10 protein-coding genes are annotated in these 17890 nt (G+C 45.2%); all 10 read right to left on the reverse strand.

Annotated elements, in window-relative coordinates; translation table 11 throughout:
• Positions 1-113: 113 nt before the first annotated feature.
• The gene (locus H8B21_RS02890) at positions 114-1532 is read right to left on the reverse strand and encodes a sialate O-acetylesterase (protein ID WP_190312267.1); all 1419 of its coding nucleotides are present in this window, start codon (positions 1530-1532) and stop codon (positions 114-116) included.
• A gap of 47 nt (positions 1533-1579) precedes the next feature.
• The gene (locus tag H8B21_RS02895) at positions 1580-3604 is read right to left on the reverse strand and encodes an aceric acid hydrolase (protein ID WP_190312268.1); all 2025 of its coding nucleotides are present in this window, start codon (positions 3602-3604) and stop codon (positions 1580-1582) included.
• 4 nt (positions 3605-3608) lie between these two features.
• Positions 3609-7001 (reverse strand): glycosyl hydrolase, encoded by a 3393-nt coding sequence (locus H8B21_RS02900; protein ID WP_190312269.1) that lies wholly within the window; start codon positions 6999-7001, stop codon positions 3609-3611.
• A 7-nt stretch (positions 7002-7008) separates the two neighbouring features.
• On the reverse strand, positions 7009-10326 hold the full coding sequence (locus H8B21_RS02905; RefSeq protein WP_223814800.1) for a glycoside hydrolase family 2 TIM barrel-domain containing protein: 3318 nt from the start codon (positions 10324-10326) through the stop codon (positions 7009-7011).
• Entirely contained in the window at positions 10304-12463 is a 2160-nt protein-coding gene (locus H8B21_RS02910; RefSeq protein ID WP_190312270.1) for an alpha-L-rhamnosidase-related protein, read from the reverse strand. The genes H8B21_RS02905 and H8B21_RS02910 overlap by 23 nt, the downstream gene beginning before the upstream one ends.
• A gap of 189 nt (positions 12464-12652) precedes the next feature.
• On the reverse strand, positions 12653-13921 hold the full coding sequence (gene fucP, locus H8B21_RS02915) for an L-fucose:H+ symporter permease (RefSeq protein WP_223814801.1): 1269 nt from the start codon (positions 13919-13921) through the stop codon (positions 12653-12655).
• Between the two features lie 37 nt (positions 13922-13958).
• Complete coding sequence (locus tag H8B21_RS02920) at positions 13959-14411, reverse strand: MaoC/PaaZ C-terminal domain-containing protein (RefSeq protein WP_190312272.1); 453 nt, start codon at positions 14409-14411, stop codon at positions 13959-13961.
• Positions 14412-14451: 40 nt separating this feature from the next.
• On the reverse strand, positions 14452-15540 hold the full coding sequence (locus H8B21_RS02925; protein ID WP_223814802.1) for a Gfo/Idh/MocA family protein: 1089 nt from the start codon (positions 15538-15540) through the stop codon (positions 14452-14454).
• Positions 15531-16754 (reverse strand): extracellular solute-binding protein, encoded by a 1224-nt coding sequence (locus H8B21_RS02930; RefSeq protein ID WP_190312273.1) that lies wholly within the window; start codon positions 16752-16754, stop codon positions 15531-15533. The genes H8B21_RS02925 and H8B21_RS02930 overlap by 10 nt, the downstream gene beginning before the upstream one ends.
• Positions 16747-17889 carry a CaiB/BaiF CoA transferase family protein gene (locus tag H8B21_RS02935; RefSeq protein WP_190312274.1) on the reverse strand — a complete coding sequence of 381 codons (1143 nt, stop codon included), beginning with the start codon at positions 17887-17889 and terminating at the stop codon, positions 16747-16749. Before H8B21_RS02935 ends, H8B21_RS02930 begins: the two co-directional genes overlap by 8 nt.
• Position 17890: the final 1 nt, after the last annotated feature.

Below are 17890 nucleotides of genomic sequence, written 5' to 3' on the forward strand. Positions count from 1 at the left end.
GTCGCCTTGGAAACTTTGACAATTGCAGAAATCCCCTCCTTGCACTAATTCTTCTGTCAAAGATTCCCAGCGACGAGATTTTTTGTTTCTTTTTTACGAAAAAAAAGAAATAATCACCAATCATCGGTTCGGAATGAACTTACGGGCAGTCCGTTAACACCAAACAAATCTCCCATTACAAAATCCTTAAAGGCATAGCGCACCGCAACAGGTTTGGCAACATGTGGTGAAGAAACTACAACAGTCTTACCCTTCACGATGGCATTTGCCGGTCGGAAGACCTTGTCTTCACCGGCAATTTCAAATGTCTTTATTTCTTTTCCAAACGATGTCAGTCCCAACGGCGCATCATTAAATTGAACCACAACAGTGCTGCCTTGTATCTCTATACGTTCATAAGCCGGGCTTCTGTGATTCAATCCATTAATACCGTAAGTATCACCTAAAGCTAATAATGCCAAGCGGTCGGCTCCTTCTTTCTTTTTCGCCGGGTGTATACAGTTAAGTTCCCCCAAATCCATGGTGACTGCCATCCCCGAATGCTGTATATTAGCTAGAGATTTCCGTTGTGCATCCCTTATAAAAGCCGAATTATATTTTCCGCCAACATAGTACGGTGGTAAGGATGCGTAGTCAAAGGGGGCGATTTGCGTATAGTAAAAAGGCAAGGTATCATCCTCCCACAATTCCCGATACTTCGCGACCATCCTCGGAAACAATACCTCATATTGATCGGGGCTTTCGTAGTTCGATTCGCCCTGATACCAGATGATGCCTTTTATACCATATCCTGCTATGGGGTTGATCATACCGTTATACAACATCGTCGGTTGTCTATTCTTATCTTTCAGTTCTTCTTCTTGTTGCGGAATGTTCACACCTTCTATATCTTTCAACCAAGCAGCGTCCATCCACGCTTCGATATTGGAGCCACCATAGCTACTATGTATCAGCCCTACGGGTACTTTCAATATTTTCCGTAGTCGTTGCCCAAAGAAATACGCTGTTGCACTGAAATTAGCGACATTTTCTGGACCGGCTTTCTTCCATTGCGATGGCTTGCTGTCGTCTGCCGGCTTCAGCAAAGGATTTCGCGGCACTGTGTATAGGCGCAACTGTTCGTCCTGCGATTTGAGAATAGCCTCCGTACTCCCGAGGATGGGCTGCGCGGGATAGCCCTTCAAAGGCATTTCCATATTGGATTGTCCCGAACACAACCATACCTCTCCTATGAATATATCCTGTAACGTTATGGTATTGCCTTCAGAAACCTGCATGTTATACGGCCCTCCTGCTTCCGGCGTCTGAATAAATACACGCCAAATACCATTTTCATTTGCTTTGGTCTTATATGCTTTTTGATTCCACGAAGTTCTTACAGATACGGTCGCACCTTTCCCTGCCCAACCCCAAATCGGAACGCTTTTTTGCTGCTGCAAGACCATACCATCGGTAAAGATAGCTGAAAGACGCACCTCGGCATGTAACCCGAGGGAAACGGACAATAGGAAAAGGATGATTAATACTCTCATTTTCTGTTATTTATTCTACATCATTAGACGCATGCAATGCGTCTCCACTATTTCTTACGCGGTAACCAAACCGCCATATCGCCAAACGTCCGGTTTCCCCAAGCAAAATAAGGAACAAGACGCACCGAAACGGCTTGTTGTTCGTCTGCGGAGACTTTTCGATATAGCGAACCCCATTTCTCCGTGTTATCGGTATAGGCGTTCCCTTGTAGGAAAACGATCGATTGACCGAGTACAGATTCTTGCATCGGTTCAAAGCTATCCAATGCATTTACTTTCAAATCAAAGATATCTACATTTTCCGGGACATCTGCTTTTTCCAGACAATAGACCACCGGACCGCGCATCACCGCCACCTGGTTCCGTGTTTCTTCTACCAACGGATTAGCCTCCATAAACGTCACCTTCATCGGTAAGCGTAATGTGATACGGTCGCCTTTCTTTAATCCATCCGACAACACGGCATAACCGTTTTCGGTCTGAAACGCTATCTTCTCATTGTTTTTGGTGATTTCTGCTCCTTCTGCCCATCCCGGTATGCGGAGCTTCAATGCATAGTTTGCCGGCAATTCCTCCATCACAAAAGAAGCATCGCCTTCCCAGGGATAATTTGACTCTTGTGTAATCTTAATCTTTTGCCCTTTATATTCTGTATCCAGTACATTTCCGCCAAACAGGTTTACCCATACGGCATCCTCGGAAACACTGTAGGCGTAACTACTAACCTCTGCAATGGTACGAACCACATTGGGTGGACAACAATTAGACAGTGAAATGTATGGAACACGCTTTTTGGACCAACGTTGTTGGAAGGGCAAATTAGACGAATAGCTTAGCGGATTGGTATATAAAAATTTGTCTCCATCCAAGCTAATGCCAGATAATACACTGTTATAAAGTGCCAATTCAAGCACGTCAATATATTTCGCATCACCTGTCAATGTCGCCATACGCCAGTTCCAAAGCATATTGCCGATATTCGCACACGTTTCGTTATGTGCCGTTAGATTCGGCAATTGATAATCGCGTCCGAAAGCCTGGTGTATCTTTTGTACATCTACCGGATTATAAGATGTTCCGTCTGGTGACGTACCATCATAGAGCGAACCCAAACCTCCTGTGATATACATTTTGTGTTTTACCACATCATCCCATATTGAAAGAAGCCGGTTGCTCAACGTCGTATCTTGTATCTCTGTACACAAATCCGTTACGCCGGCATAGAGGTAACTCGCTCTCACCGCATGCCCCATGGCTTTGTTCTGCTGACGGAACGGAACCCGGTCTTGGTTGTCGTCCGTACCGTCTTCGATCTCTCCTTTAATATCGATCAAGTGTTTAGCCAACTCCAGGTATTTCGGATCCTTGGTCGTCCGGTAAAGTTCGATCGTTCCCATATAATGGGACGGGCAAATGGCATTCCTCGCTAGCGTAGGGTTCGATTTTTCATAAAACCCATGCAGATAATCCGCCGCTTTAATCGCAATATCCAACAAATCCTTTTTTCCGGTAACCCGGTAATGGATACAGCCTGCGGTCATTAAGTGTCCAATGTTATACGCTTCAAAACTTAAACGATCCTGAAACTCGATATCCTCACCCGAATTACGTTGATCGATTGTTGCTTTCGTATAGATGTAACCATCGGCGCGTTGTGATTTCGCAATTACCGGTATCACTTCTTCGATCATTTGCAAAAGTTTCTTGTCTTTCGTTTGCGCATACAACGCACACACCGCTTCCAACGTCTTGTAAAAATCACCATCGTGGAAGGATGGGCCTTTATGTTCCCCTTCTTTTAGACCGGCAGCAATCTCGAAATTGCGGTAAGCATGGCTGATATCCGCACTTGTATATACATCCCAGAGATGGGGCACCATACGCTCATAACAAGTCGTTGTACGTTCTGCCCAAAAACCTTTTGTCCAGGATACATCGCCCATATTAATGGCCTTTTGTACCGCAAAAGGACTCTCCCCCGTATTCGTAATCGCCTTCTCCTGCGCCTTTACCTGCCCCGTTAGCAGAGCAGATACAGCGAGTAAAAGTAGACTGTTCTTAGTTCTTCTCATCTCTTTAATTTTTTTGATACCATATCAATTTGACATCACCTTGTAACCCAGATTCCTGGAGACCTTTCAAGAATTTCGGTGTTGCTATGGTTTTGATTATTTTCTCCTTCGGTTCTTTATGTGTCTCATACCAGAACCGGTTACCCCAAGTGTTGTAGACCTTTATTTCCAGCTGGTTTTTCCCCTGTTTTAGATAATCCGTTACATCAATCTCCAACGGATCTGTCCATATTACCCCCACTTCTTTTCCGTTCAGCACAATTTCCGCAAGGCTCTCTACACGTTCTAGTTTTAACTTAACGCGCTGCTCGCCGACCCGTTGAGGTTGATCAAAAGTGAGCGCGTATGTTCCTACGCCGGAATGATACTTTACTTCATCCACGTCCGAAACCGTCCAAAAGTCGGGCTTCTGCTCGATCATTGGCTCATGTTTCACGTCCGTCAACTGTAGCGTCCAATTACCTTTCAATGTCTCTGTCTTTGTCTCTTTCCAATCTGGTATATCGATCTGGTTTTCGCTGAACAGCACAAAAAACGATTGAGAAGGTGCAAACGATAGGGTCAATTCCGTACGGTTATTTTTTTGAACCGATGCAACAGGCAATAGTTTATCTTGCAATACATCATATAAATAAGTATACGGTGCCGTTGTACGGAACGAGAAGTGCGCGTCCTGCGGTACACTGTCTTGATTGGCGACAAAATAACTGCTTCCACCATCGAAACTTCGGTGATTCCAAGAAATCGCGTGGTTGTTTTTGTTATTGATTAGCACATCTTCTTCGATTCCCAAAGCGGCAAAACTCTCCGCATGATATGTTCCTATATATACCCTACCTTTCCCTAGCGATTTATGTTGTAATCCATCGACCGTTTGCATATGGCCAAAAAGATGATCGACTAGTGCTTGGAAAGCCAGGGAGTCCTGCTCAGAGCCGATACCATATAAGCGCGTCGGTTTCTCGTTAAACAAAACGGTTGCTCCCTGTTCTACTAAATCAGCCAACTTTTTCAATGCTGCCAATGAAAAATGCGTGGGCGTCGGATTCATCAGATGCTGTCCAGGAACAACCAACAAGCGGTATGCAATATGGTCAGCAAATACGACAGCGCCGTTTTCCACTTTTGCATGATGGAGCAATGCATCCGGGTTAAAGGAATCATACGCGTATCCCCGCAACGGATCCACCCAATCCGCCGGATTATACATATTCGCACTGGTCGTTACACCGGCTATTTTCTGTGGTGGCCAGCCTTCATTACGCATCAATGAGTCTGTCCGTTCGACACGGGACTGTCCTATAATACCCGGCAATGTTTTTGTTAAACGATCTGGCAATATCGACCGCCTCGGCATTTCCTCACCGATAAATACTGCGATATCACGTACCGGTTTTCCGGTTTGTAGCAACTGTTGTGCACGTATGGCGTAATCAACCCACGCTTTTCCCGGTTTCCACCAGGTTTGGTCGCGCTGAAAATAAAGCCCTATACCATCCAATGTCATCCCGGGTTTACGATCCATCCACGGATTATGAACATAAACATGATACACCAGGCTATTGATCCCTAATGCAAAATTTCTATCCTGGAGAGATTTCAAAAGGCGTGGATGTTCGTCCCATTCCATACGGATTTGTGTAAATGCTTCCGCCATGATGTTATTCTTTCCATAGATGTGTCCACCCGAAATAGCATCTAAGATATCGTTGGGCTTATCATGCGAGGGGCTTCTAAACCAAAATTCACCCATCGGCCTGTCGGTAAAACCGAAGTGTGCAAAGCCGTCGCTCATCATCACGGGAGCCGTCATTTCTGCGGTAAATTCTACACCATACTCATCCGATTTGTTACGGAGCGTCTGAAAACCTTTTTCCTGCAATAATTCCGCGATCGTCTCCCGAAAATCATGCAGGAAAGCTTCTGATTCCTCTACACTGTTGACGATATACCCCGCTAAAACCGGTAGATAGGGTGCTATTTCATATCCTCTCCGTGCCTTAAATTCCGAAGGCATCTGTTGTGTCCAGTTTTGGCTACCCGATTCCCAGGAATCTATATGATAGACCGTAAGCACATCTTTTGCCAATTCCCGTCCCACCATTTCATAAGCTTTTCCAAACCATTGCTCGAATTGGAAAGCAACCGTTTCGGCATTCAGCTTGTCACACTCCAATCCTTTTCCAGCACCCGCCGTTTCGTTTTGATGCCCTGTCGTGGTATGCCCAATCCGCAGGATTTTCCAGTTGCCTTTCGGCAACTCGGTCGTGAGCTTCCCTCCGCGGACAGCCGTTGGATGTAGTGTAATCGCTTTTTTGCTATCGATAACATACGCGGAGTTTACATCTTCTTCGTCGGTAGGCAGCGAAACCCGCCAGATTTCCCCTGTTTTACCTTCATATTGATGAACACGGGGCTCTTCAAATAAAGTAATGCCTAAAAGATTAATAGAAGGTTTCCATTTCGCGGCATCCAGGTCTTCCGCTCCGGGTTCAAAATTGGCCGGGTCGAACACAAACCGAAAATATTTTGCTTCGGTATACGGAATGGTATGCGTAACACCGTTGTCCCAATCCAGCCAACCCGTTCGTGGGGATTTTAGCTGCGTCAATTCGTCAAAGTTGACACCGTCATTACTCACCAATATCTTTAATCTGTTCGCGCCGTAATTATTTGCCCTGCGGTCCACTTTCAATGCATTGCAAGGGAAGGGTTGCTCAAATGCATATTGGATCCATCCGGGTTGGGATGTCGCAAAACGCTTATTATTATCCTTTTTTGCCAAATGCTGTAGATCTTCATCGTAGCTGCTGGTAACCTTAGGGGATTCCGCATCACTACGCCTATATTTTTTGGCGACCGGGATAGCAAAAAGCTGGATATCCTCATAATAGTCGTGTAGCTTTTCCGGCTGTGGCAGCCGAATGTTGACCTTACCTCGGCGATTAACGGTTATTGTCGTATCCGCATAAACCACTTTTTGCATCGATTTTTCCGGTGTGATCCAAGGGCCTCCAGCAGTAGCAAATCCATCATTCGGGAACATGGCGATCTGTATACCATATTTCTTAGCCTCCGCTACCAGATGCCGAAACATTTCCCACCATTCCGGTGTTAATGTTTCCGCTGCAGGCTCAAACAACGGTGGATCTGTCTTTGCTTTGATAGGCGTAAAATAGGCTCCGGCGATATTATTTTCCGCCATCGCTTGCAAATCGGCGGTAATCCCTTCTTTTGAATAACTGGCATGCATAAAGTACCATACTACCCAAGGTTTCGCTTTTTCATAGGAATCTGCGGCAAGCGGAACAATATTGGCCGGAATGCCTTTTATTTGAGCATGCCCTATAAACCAACTACATAATATGCCTATACTGATATAAAACCTTAACCTCATGTTGTCTCTACTGTATATATTGTTTCACATCGGCTTTTGCATCCATCGGGATCAGATGAAATGAATAGCTATAATTTTTTGCCGGCACCTGGTATTTTTCCAATGGTGCCGAAACGTCTGTCCAGCTGTCGTTCCCACCTACACCCATCTGCTTCAAATCCACGTTCAACGTTATTTTACCTTCCTTCTTGAGCTTAAACCAATGCTTATTTTCTTCTATTGCTTTTTGCGAATAGGGCCATGCACTCATATACAACGGTTGATCGCCCATCACCAAAAGACCTCCTTGTTTCTTATGATGCAGTTGAAACCACCGTACATCCATCCGATTACCGTTTTCCTGTGGAACTAAATACGGTTCCATAAATTCATTGATATCCGTCGCATATACGCCCAGGTCAAATCCATAAGCCCGATCGGGATAATTTTCCATAAAGCCCAATCCATAATATTGAATCTGTTCAAACGTGGGATTGATACCTAGCTGTAAGCCTACTTTAGGCATATTTGGCAAACCGTCTTTTACCTCCAGCTGATAGTTGACAGATACAATACCGTGTTGCCTGACGACATAATTGACGGTCACTTTAGCCGAGTCGCCCGGCAATGCATAATGCGACTGTATATGTACAGCATCCGTCTCTTCCCGCATGCTCATTCCCGTCAATTTAGCCTCGTTGTACCAGTACTTCAGTTTTCGATCCGGTTTCCACCCCCGACGGTCGTTCTCTGTTGCCGGTCGCACGAAATTCGGCAATACGGCTCCGTTGATGATTTCTTGTCCGTTGTACACCAATCGCTGTAACCCACCGGAAGATTTGACAAAAATGGCTTCAAATGTTGCTCCGGTAACGCGGTATTCGGTATTATTTTCTGCTACTTTCAAGGGCTTTCCAGTAGATTTCAACGGTTTCATTACGCTTCCCAATTCCTGCCATCGTATCTGTGAGGAAGAAACTACAAAACCTTCAGACGCCCAAAGTTCGTCCGCCTTTAAACGAAACTGTATGTCGAGTTGATATTCCTTTTCTTTCTTCGGTTTTACCGGGATATACGAAAGCAAATCCATGTCTATAGAGTCGCCCGCAGCCAAATCCATATCCGGCAATTTCACTTCTTTCACCACTTCCCCATTCTCCCGGATCAGCATGGCAGGCTGGTAGCGATTCAGATTGTGTTCCACTGCCCGGTTCTTTATTTTAACCCTTGCTGCTTTCGAATTCAGTAGGACAATCTCCGCCGGCTGATAAATCCTTTTATTATCATACATGGCCGCTTTCGGACGGTTCCAGGCATCCACAATACCATTTAAGCTGAACGCGCCGTTATGAATTTTCTCGCCAAAGTCTCCTCCGTATGCCAAGACCTTGCCGTATACGGAATCCTGACGTACCAATGCCTGATCTTTATAATCCCAGATAAAACCACCGATTAAACGGGGATGGGAGCGAAAAATATCCCAGAAATCTTTCATATTTCCAGTAGAATTACCCATCGAGTGGGAATATTCCACAAAAAGAATCGGGCGGTTATCGCCGTTATCCTGTTCCAACAGCAATTCTGGTGTGAAAATACCGGGATAAAACCGCGACACGATATCGACATAATATTGATCCTGTATATTCTGTAACCGATAAGCATGTGCATTTGACTTCGGATACCGTGGATCGGAAGGATCGATATAGCCCGGCAATTGATGGCTTCCCATTGCGGGTTCATAGTGTAACGGACGCGTGATATCAAAATCATGCACCCATGCCGCCATTGCCGCGGTAGTAGGGCCACGACCCGATTCGTTACCCAGCGACCAAATAACAACCGAGGGATGGTTCTTATCTCGCTCGACCAGCCGTGTAATGCGCTCCATATGCGCTACCAACCAAGCCGGGTCGTTCATCAACTTGCCGCCTAAACCATGTGTTTCGAGGTTCGCCTCATCCATCACCATGATGCCATAACGATCACAAAGTTCATAAACATACGGGTCGTTCGGATAATGCGATGTGCGTATGGCATTGAAATTAAACTGCTTAATCTGCCGGATATCGGCCTCCATATCTTCCCGTGTTAACGCTTTCCCGCGTTCGGGATGATGATCATGCCTGTTGACACCATAGAGCTTCGTCAGTTTACCATTAACCAAAAAGGCACCGGTTTCTTTTGAAATTTCAATACTTCGGAAACCCACGTTACAGCTCTTCGCTTCCAACAATTGACCTCGCTTATCATACAAGGTAATAACCAATCGGTATACGTTAGGGTCTTCTGCTGACCATTTCTTGGGATTGCTAATGTTTGTTTCCAACAAGCCAAACTTCACATTGTCCAGCCGGGGATAGATCTCGTCAAAAATTTCTCCCGCATCTCGTTGTAGCTCTTGAGGCAAGAGCGGGTTATTGGCCTCATCATATAACTGGGCTTTCACCGTAAAGCCGTTAATGCTATCACCGGAAAAATTATCAATCTTTGGCCTTAACGAGAATTTGGCATCGCGATACGCGGAATCTAAGGTAGCTTGCCAGTGAAAGTCGGCAATCCGGACTTTGGGTTCCGCCATTAAGTACACATCACGATGTATGCCGCTCATGCGCCAATGGTCTTGATCTTCCAGGTAGGAAGCGTCACTCCAACGAATGACCTGTACCGAGATACGATTTTTCCCAGCTTTTAAATAGGGCGTAGCGTTAAATTCCGATGGTAGATGTGAATCTTCTGCATAACCCACATATCGATCGTTGATCCAAAGGTGATAAGCAGAGGAAACCGCACCAAAATGTAACGTGACATTCATGCCATCCCAATCTGCCGGCAAATCAAACGTCCGTTGGTAGGAACCGACAGCATTATAATCCGTTGGTATACGTGGCGGGTCGATGGGCAGAAACGGATATACGGCAGAACGGTAGATGGGGATATCGTATCCCTTCATCTCCCAGTTGGACGGTACCGAAATCTTATCCCAGCCGCTTACTTCCGTCAAATGAAAATCCTTCGGTGCGTCAGCTGGCTTGATAGCAAATTTAAAATTCCATTCACCATTCAAGAACAACAAACGTTTATTTGTTTCACGGTTGTTTTCAAGCGCTTCCGCTATTGAAGCATAAGAATATGCTGTAGCACGTGCTGGCTCCCTGTTAATGGCCGTTATCGTAGGATCTTCCCAAGCAGACGCTATTTTCCCGTCCGGAACCGGCGGAATCACGGCAGGTTTGCCATCTACGGTTTGCCCTTGCGCTGATAAAGACGATAACCCGAACAATAGACCAAAGATAACCGTTGATTTTTTCACGCCCGTATATTTCTTATCCCACATATTCCACTTCATAATCAATCCCTTTTTCCAATTCCAGTGTATACGTATTTTCAGATACCTTCTTTACTTTCCCGTGGTTTGTCCGTGGCAACGATGTGCTGTTAATTTTCAATGTTCCCTTTCCAATCGGTGATTTCACTTTGATTTTGGTTTTGGAAACATGAAGTTCAATTTCGCCTGCCGGTGTCGGTACTTTTCCTTCCATCCATTCCTGCGAAGCCAGGTAAGGTGCGATCGTATACGTTTCGTATCCCGCGGACGTCGGCTCTACGCCTAAATAATATTTACCCAACAGGTAGATCGGACTTGCACCCCAAGAGTGACAAAGACTCTTGCCAAACTCCCGGCCATACATCGTATAGTGTTCTGCTCCTTGCTTTTCGGGGTTATATTCTTCCCAAAAGGTGGTAGCTCCCAGTTTCAGCATACCGCCCCAGTAGCTTTTAATCTCGTCCATCACGTAATCTTTCTCGCCCAATGCACAAAGCGCTTCCAGTTCGTAGTAACGCATATAGGGGGTCATGATCTTTTTGATGTTATCGTTCAACAACACGTTCTTTTTAACACCTTGCTGTTGTTCGGCGGACAGGTAATCAAAAAAAATGGCAAACATGTTGGTGTAGCGCGTCACTTCATCCGTTTGCTTTCCATCAATGCGGCTATGGACAAACGCCGTTTTTTGGTCATTCCAGTAAAAATCGAAGAATTTCTGCTTCAACGCATCGGCTTCTTTCCCGTAAAAACTTTTGTCTTCCGGTATCTGCAACAAATCCGCGCATAACGCCATCGTCTCCAGACTACGGCATAGCAGCAGTTGCTCAAAACTGACCTTTCCTTTTTTACTCAGCCCTTCGGCCCAGTCGATAAATACCCAGTCTCCGGACAAACCTTCCATCAAACCATCCTTATTTCTTCTGCCCAAGCAAAATTCCATCAGTGTCTGCATTCTCGGATATACGGATGCGATAAACTCCTTGTCACCCGTATAGCGGTAATAGTCGTATATGCTCAAAAACCAATAGAACGTATAGTCCATAATGGTGTTGATATGCGTGATGGTGGGTTCTTTACCACGTAGTGCTAAAATGGTGCGTTTCACGGTCTCGGAATCAAAACCCAGATAATAGTTCATGGCATACGACTGATAAGCATCGCCACTCCATATCCAACGGTCACGTTTGATACCATCAATATAAAACTCGCGGGACGTCAGTTCCATCGTATATTTTGCAACATCCCATATCTTATTCAGCTCTTCATCGGAACTGCGAAACATGCCCCTATCTTCGACAGGCAAATATTCATATTGCATCGAAACTTCGTCAAACTGTACGTTTCCCTGGGGTTCTATATAGACATATTGAAATGCTTTGGAAAGCTCCAGGGTACTGTCTCTTGCGGTAGATTGTGCAATTTCCAATATATCCAGTGTTTCACAAGTCGTTGTTGCCAACGCTTCTTCTTTCGATTCGCCATAATAAATCGACAGCTTTCCTTGCCCCTGTAATTCGTGCAGTGTTAAAAAACCAAATGTATTCTTCCCAAAATCGATCAGAAAACCTTTGTCATGCGCAACTTTACCCACCGCTTGTTCCGGTCGCGTAGGCAGCTTAAATTGGGAAGGTTTTTCGTTTGGATCATCCATATTCCAATAACCTGCTTTGACATAGGTCGTACCGGATGCATCCGAAGCCTTTCCGGTCTCGTCGATCCACTCTTTATCCTCATACGTCACCAACCAATCTTTATCGGTATGCACGTATTTACCGGTCACAAATAGTGCCGGTACATGCGCTTGGTTATATACTTTGATATTGATCTGCTGTTTTCCCTTTTCCAGTTTTACGTTGGAAGGCATACCAGGCAACATCTTGCCATTCACTTTAACATTATATTTTCCTTCGGCGTGAATCGTGATTTCATCCGCTTCCGGCAAATCGAATTGCTTGTTGAATTCGACAAGTACGTAGTGGCTGTCCATCTTCCAAAAAGGAGGAAAGAACGTACCTCGCTCCGTTCTGCGGTTTTGCATATCGTTACTGAGCCACACCTCAAAATCCCCCGGATACCAAATCCAGGTACTCGTGTGTTGCGCAAATGAGGTGGCTGCTGCAACTAAACAGCCTACAACTAAAATTAATTTCTTCATCCTATTCTTTATAATGGTTGAAACGTATTCATGCTAATATCGTATAAGGTATTACGCCTTGTCACAACGTTGACTAGATACAATACCATTATCTTTTGGCACATTTAGCACCAATTACAAACATACCGTAAAAGTAAGCCGAGACCTTATAATATTTTCTCCAGCTATTATATTATGTTGCCACACCTCTTACAGATAGGCGGGTTTATATCCTTTTTGTGCAAACCAAAGAATAACCACATAGCATACAAAGGGCACGATATACCCCATCTGCGTATTGTCATGCGCGATGTCTATAATACCGCCCGTCATATAAGGGAAGATCGCTCCCCCAACGATAGCCATGATCAACCAGGAAGAAGCTTGCTTTGTCTCTTCGCCCAAGCCACTAATGCCTAACGAAAAAATGGTCGGAAACATAATCGACATAAAAAAGCCCAAGCCGCCTAATGCATACAATACCACCATACCGGAACCCAGTACGGCTATGGCGGCCAATAATGCGCAAACCAAGGCATATAATGCCAGTAAACGATTTGCTGTTGTATAACGTAACAGGAATGTTCCTACAAATCTTCCCGCCATAAAAAGCAATCCATATATGCCCAAATAGTAGCCCGCTGTTTTTTCATCTACACCGGCTCCCTGCTGTGCCATACGGATAAAAAAACTCGTCACGCAAACTTGCGCACCGACATAGAAAAACTGTGCGATAACAGCGAAGGCCAGATGTTTATGACGCAGCACGGCAAAAAAACTACGTTTTTTTGCCGTTTCCTCCACATGGCCACTTTCTTTTATCTCCGGCAGCTTCACAAACATAAATACGACGGCCACGAGCAGCAAGATCAAACCCAGCACTAAATAGGGTGTTTTAACGGATGATGCTTCTTCCATCAGATACGCCGTCCGTTCGACCTCTGCCATGGCATTCAGCTCCGCTTCGGAATAACTTTTACCGGATAAAATAAACATTGTTCCTATAATCGGTGCTACCATCGCCGCCAAACCGTTGAATGACGCCGCGAGATTAAGACGATGTGTAGCCGCTTCCGGCTTACCCAAAATAGCGGCATACGGATTCGCTGCTGTTTCCAATACCGCCAAACCGCATCCAATAATAAACAAAGCCAGTAAAAACAATTCATACATGCGGTAATCTGCCGCAGGGATGAACAGGAACGCCCCTATCGCAAAAGCGATCAATCCCATAATAATGGATAACTTATAACCCCATCTGCGGAGGAGATAACCTGCGGGGAGTGCCATGATAAAATAAGCGAGAAAAATAGAAGTGTCTACTAAAGCCGATTGACTATTGTCCAACTGACAGGCTTTTTTCAAATGCGGAATCAAAACGCCATTTAAATTGTGCGCCATCCCCCATAAAAAAAACAAACTGACAATTAGAATAAAAGGAAATAGATAACTTTTAGACTCTCCATTGGTTAATGTCATATTTTCTTTTGTGCCGAGTTCCATGAGATGTAATAAGTTAGGTTGTAGTCTCTTTTCGCTTCGCAAGCAAAATATGGTCTGCTACTAAAACAACTTCTCCACGTTGGTTTATCATTTCTACATGTTCCACGACCGTCCCAAATGCTGGGTTTTTCGCTTCTGATTTCCCAGAAATCGTTACCTCTGCGTGTATCGTATCACCAATAAAAACAGGTTTCACAAAGCGTAAACGGTCATATCCCTTCGAAAATGCCTCCGGATTGATTACGGAAGCCGTGAGTCCTATGCCTATTGCAAATATCATGGTGCCGTGTGCAATCCGTTGTCCAAAAGGTTGTGTTTTACACCATTCGGCATCCATATGATGCGGAAAAAAATCTCCCGTATGCCCGGCATGTACAACAAAATCAGTCTCTGTAATGGTGCGACCTAATGTCGTCCGTTTATCTTCTAATATATAATCTTCAAAAAAAATAGATTCAAAATGCATGATGTTTGTTTTTTGTAATTATCTAAAGGTCTATGTTTTTTTATCCTTGTTCTCTGTAATCGATGGCTTGCCCTCCGGCTTCGTTGCTCTTATAGGCTGCTTCCACAACCGCCATCGTATCGATAACGTCTTCTACGGCAGCTGGCAGCACCGCTATTTCTCCTAATTTATAGCGCATCAGGCTACCCATGCTCCCGATAAACGCATCGGGAAACCAGGTGCCTTCAATGGGGAATTTCACCCATTCGGGCGTACTGCCATCTTCCGGTTTAATACAGTATTCAAATACGTCGGGAACACCATGCGGATAGTCCATTAGTAGCCCCATCGTCGCTTTTATCGCACCTTTGGTGCCTTCCCATTTGATATAGCTTTCCTGGTGCCCCGGACCAAAATCGTGGTCATGGTTGGTATTAACGACCGCGTGCAACGTATCGCCATAATCAAATAAGAGCGTCGTTCTACTCGATGATAAATCTTTTGCTGGATGTTTCAATGTTTTGGCATATACCGATTGTGGGTTCCCTAAAAACGAGCGGATTAAATCAATATAATGCACACTATGATAAAGAATCTCCAAGCGGGGATGTACCATCACATGGGGAAACAGCTGCCAAGGTGTATGTACGTTTACACGTACTTCCATATCATAGAGATCACCAATATGACCCTGTTCGATTAGCCAACGAGCCGCGTTCACAAAAGGTGCTTGCCGGAGCTGGCAATTGATCGCTGCCACTAAACCTTTCCGTTGGCAAACTTCCAAAATGGCCTCACTTTCGGGATAGTAATCACCCATTGGTTTTTGAATCAACACGGCGGCACCATCGGGCAGCGCTTCCAACGTCTCGATGAATTTGTTGGGCATGATCGTAATATCATATACCGCATTTTCGGGCGCTTGTGCTACCGCATCAGCAACGGAATCGTAAACGTATGGAATAGCGAACTCCTGAGCCAATGCCTCGGCTTTAGCTTTTGTACGGTTCACAATCCCATGTATGTTGAATCCTGCTTTACGGTATGCCGGTAAGTGGGCATCTTTCACAATCCCTCCTGCCCCAATAATGATGATGGGCAAAGACGTTTGTGGCAAAATCGTTTTATAATCAATAGATATCATATCCATGTGTTTATTTTTTCCTGGGCTTCTGTTAGCAAGATCGCACTGCTTTTTTCACTTTGAACCGCGGCCGTGACCGTATCATCTATGATATGTGCAATCTCCGTCCAGTTGGCCAATCTCGGCAATGTACGTGCCGTTTGATGCAGTTGAGCAAGTTTGTTATAAAAAGGAATAGATTGATTGATTTCGGCATCGTGCCATGTCGAGTAACGGCATCCCACTCCACCTGCTAAGGTCAACAACTTATCGTTCGTCTTGCTCACGGCAAATCGAATAAAATCGTACGCTAATGCTTTATGACGGCTGCCCTGCGCAATAGCATATAGCCAGTAGACGTTCAGCGAGGGCGACATGCCCTTTATAACCGCCGGAATGGGTGTAACATCTACTTTTCCTTTGACAGCCGATGCGCTATCAATCTGTGCCCATGAAGCAAAACCAAACCAGTTGACCATCATCGCCACTTCTCCACGGGCAAAAGCCTGACCTGCCTGCACGGATTCGTAAGCAACCGATTTTGGGTGCAGGCCGGATGGATTTCGAAATAAAGATCTGTAGAAATCCAACGCTTCCACGGCTATAGGCTGATCTAAGTTAACAGCTTTATCGCCATAGGAAAGTTCACCACCCCGGGACCATAGCTGTATACAAAAATCAAATACGGCATTATGCCCATCGGGATATCCGGCAAATATAGTACCGTATAAATTTTCCTCCGGTCGGGTAAAGAATTCGGCAACAGCCAAAAAATCGTCCCAGGTTTTCGGAAGTTCCAGAGCTTTTCCATAGCGCGCGCGAAAACGGACTTGCTCATCCTCCTTTTCAAATAAATCTTTCCGTACGACCAAGCATTCAGGCCCATCATGAAAAGGAAGTCCATATATACGCCCGTCAAAATTTTGCAAGCTGGTTAAGCTATCCGACCAGGCGTTACCGTAATCTTCCGGCGGGTGTGCTTGCAGGAAGTCGTTTAATGCAAGCAAACCCTGTGTTTCGTAAGCACGGGTTATCCAATCCGTATTGATATGTACGATATCCCAGTCGCCGTTATAAAGCCCATCTTTTTCGAAGAACGCATCTGTTAACTGCTCCAGATCCAACGGTACAAATTCCATCTCTACATCCGAAGGATGCAGGGATTTATAGGCTGCCCAACACTTTTCCAACGCGCTTTCAAAAGGATCAAATTTCCGGACGGCAAAACGTAATTTATCCATATAACTCCTCCCATATTTTGTCCGTATGCTCTCCTAATTTCGGTGAGCCTTTTTTGGATATTAGTAATTCGCCGTCTATGCGGATCGGACAACGGGTTGTTTCATACGTGAATCCATCTCCCATAGTTACTTTCTGTACCATATCCAATACTTTAAAACCGTCATGTGCCGTCAATCGGTTCCAGTCCAGCACATCCGCACACCATATATCAGCGGCTTCCAAAATGCCAAGCCAATGGGACGTCGGTTGGTTTGCCAAGTGCTGTATCAAAATCGTTTTGATGGCGTCCCGTTCTTTAAACGCCTGTTCACCGTCCGCATAATCTTCCAATGCCGGACAGTCCAACAGTTTCCCTAAGAATGGAATTGAACCCATCGCCAAAGCTAAAAAGCCGTCTTTCGTGCGATACACGCCATACGGTGCCGCCAAATAAGCATGGGCATTACTCACTTCACTCCGTTGCGGCAATAATTGACCATCCCGAAAATAGGTCGTAACCGTTTCAAACTGTATATCGACGGCGGAGTCAAGCATACTGACATGGACGTGTGCACCCATTTTCTGTATAGCACGGCGATATAAACAAGCTAGTATACCGCTACATAGGTTCGCTCCGGCAAACATATCCACAATGGATAGTCCCATAGGAACAGGTCCGTTCTTCGCATCGCCACTCAGCCAGGTCATACCCGTGAGGGATTGCAACAACAGATCCTGTCCGGGTCTGCCCGCCCAAACGCCCTCTTTACCATAACCCGAAATCTCTCCGTAAATCACCGTAGGGTTGATTTCCCGCACACGTGTATAATCAAATCCCAAACGCTCCATCACACCCGGACGGAAATTATGCATGACCACATCGGCTTTCGCCAGCAAATCGCGGATTACACGGCAATCGGTTTCGTTCTTCATGTCGAGTACAATGCTTTCCTTATTGCGGTTAATCGCATGAAAAACCGTGGATGTACCATTTAAAACGGTTTCCGATGTATATAACTGCCGGCATATATCACCTGTTCCGGGCTTCTCTATCTTGATAACCCGGGCACCAAGATCTGCCAAGCGAAGGCTTGCCAATGGTCCCGATAGGAATTGACTAAAATCTACTACTGTAAAACCTGCTAACGGCAACATA

The sequence above is a fragment of the Sphingobacterium chuzhouense genome (genome assembly GCF_014692525.1).
Lineage (GTDB): Bacteria > Bacteroidota > Bacteroidia > Sphingobacteriales > Sphingobacteriaceae > Sphingobacterium > Sphingobacterium chuzhouense.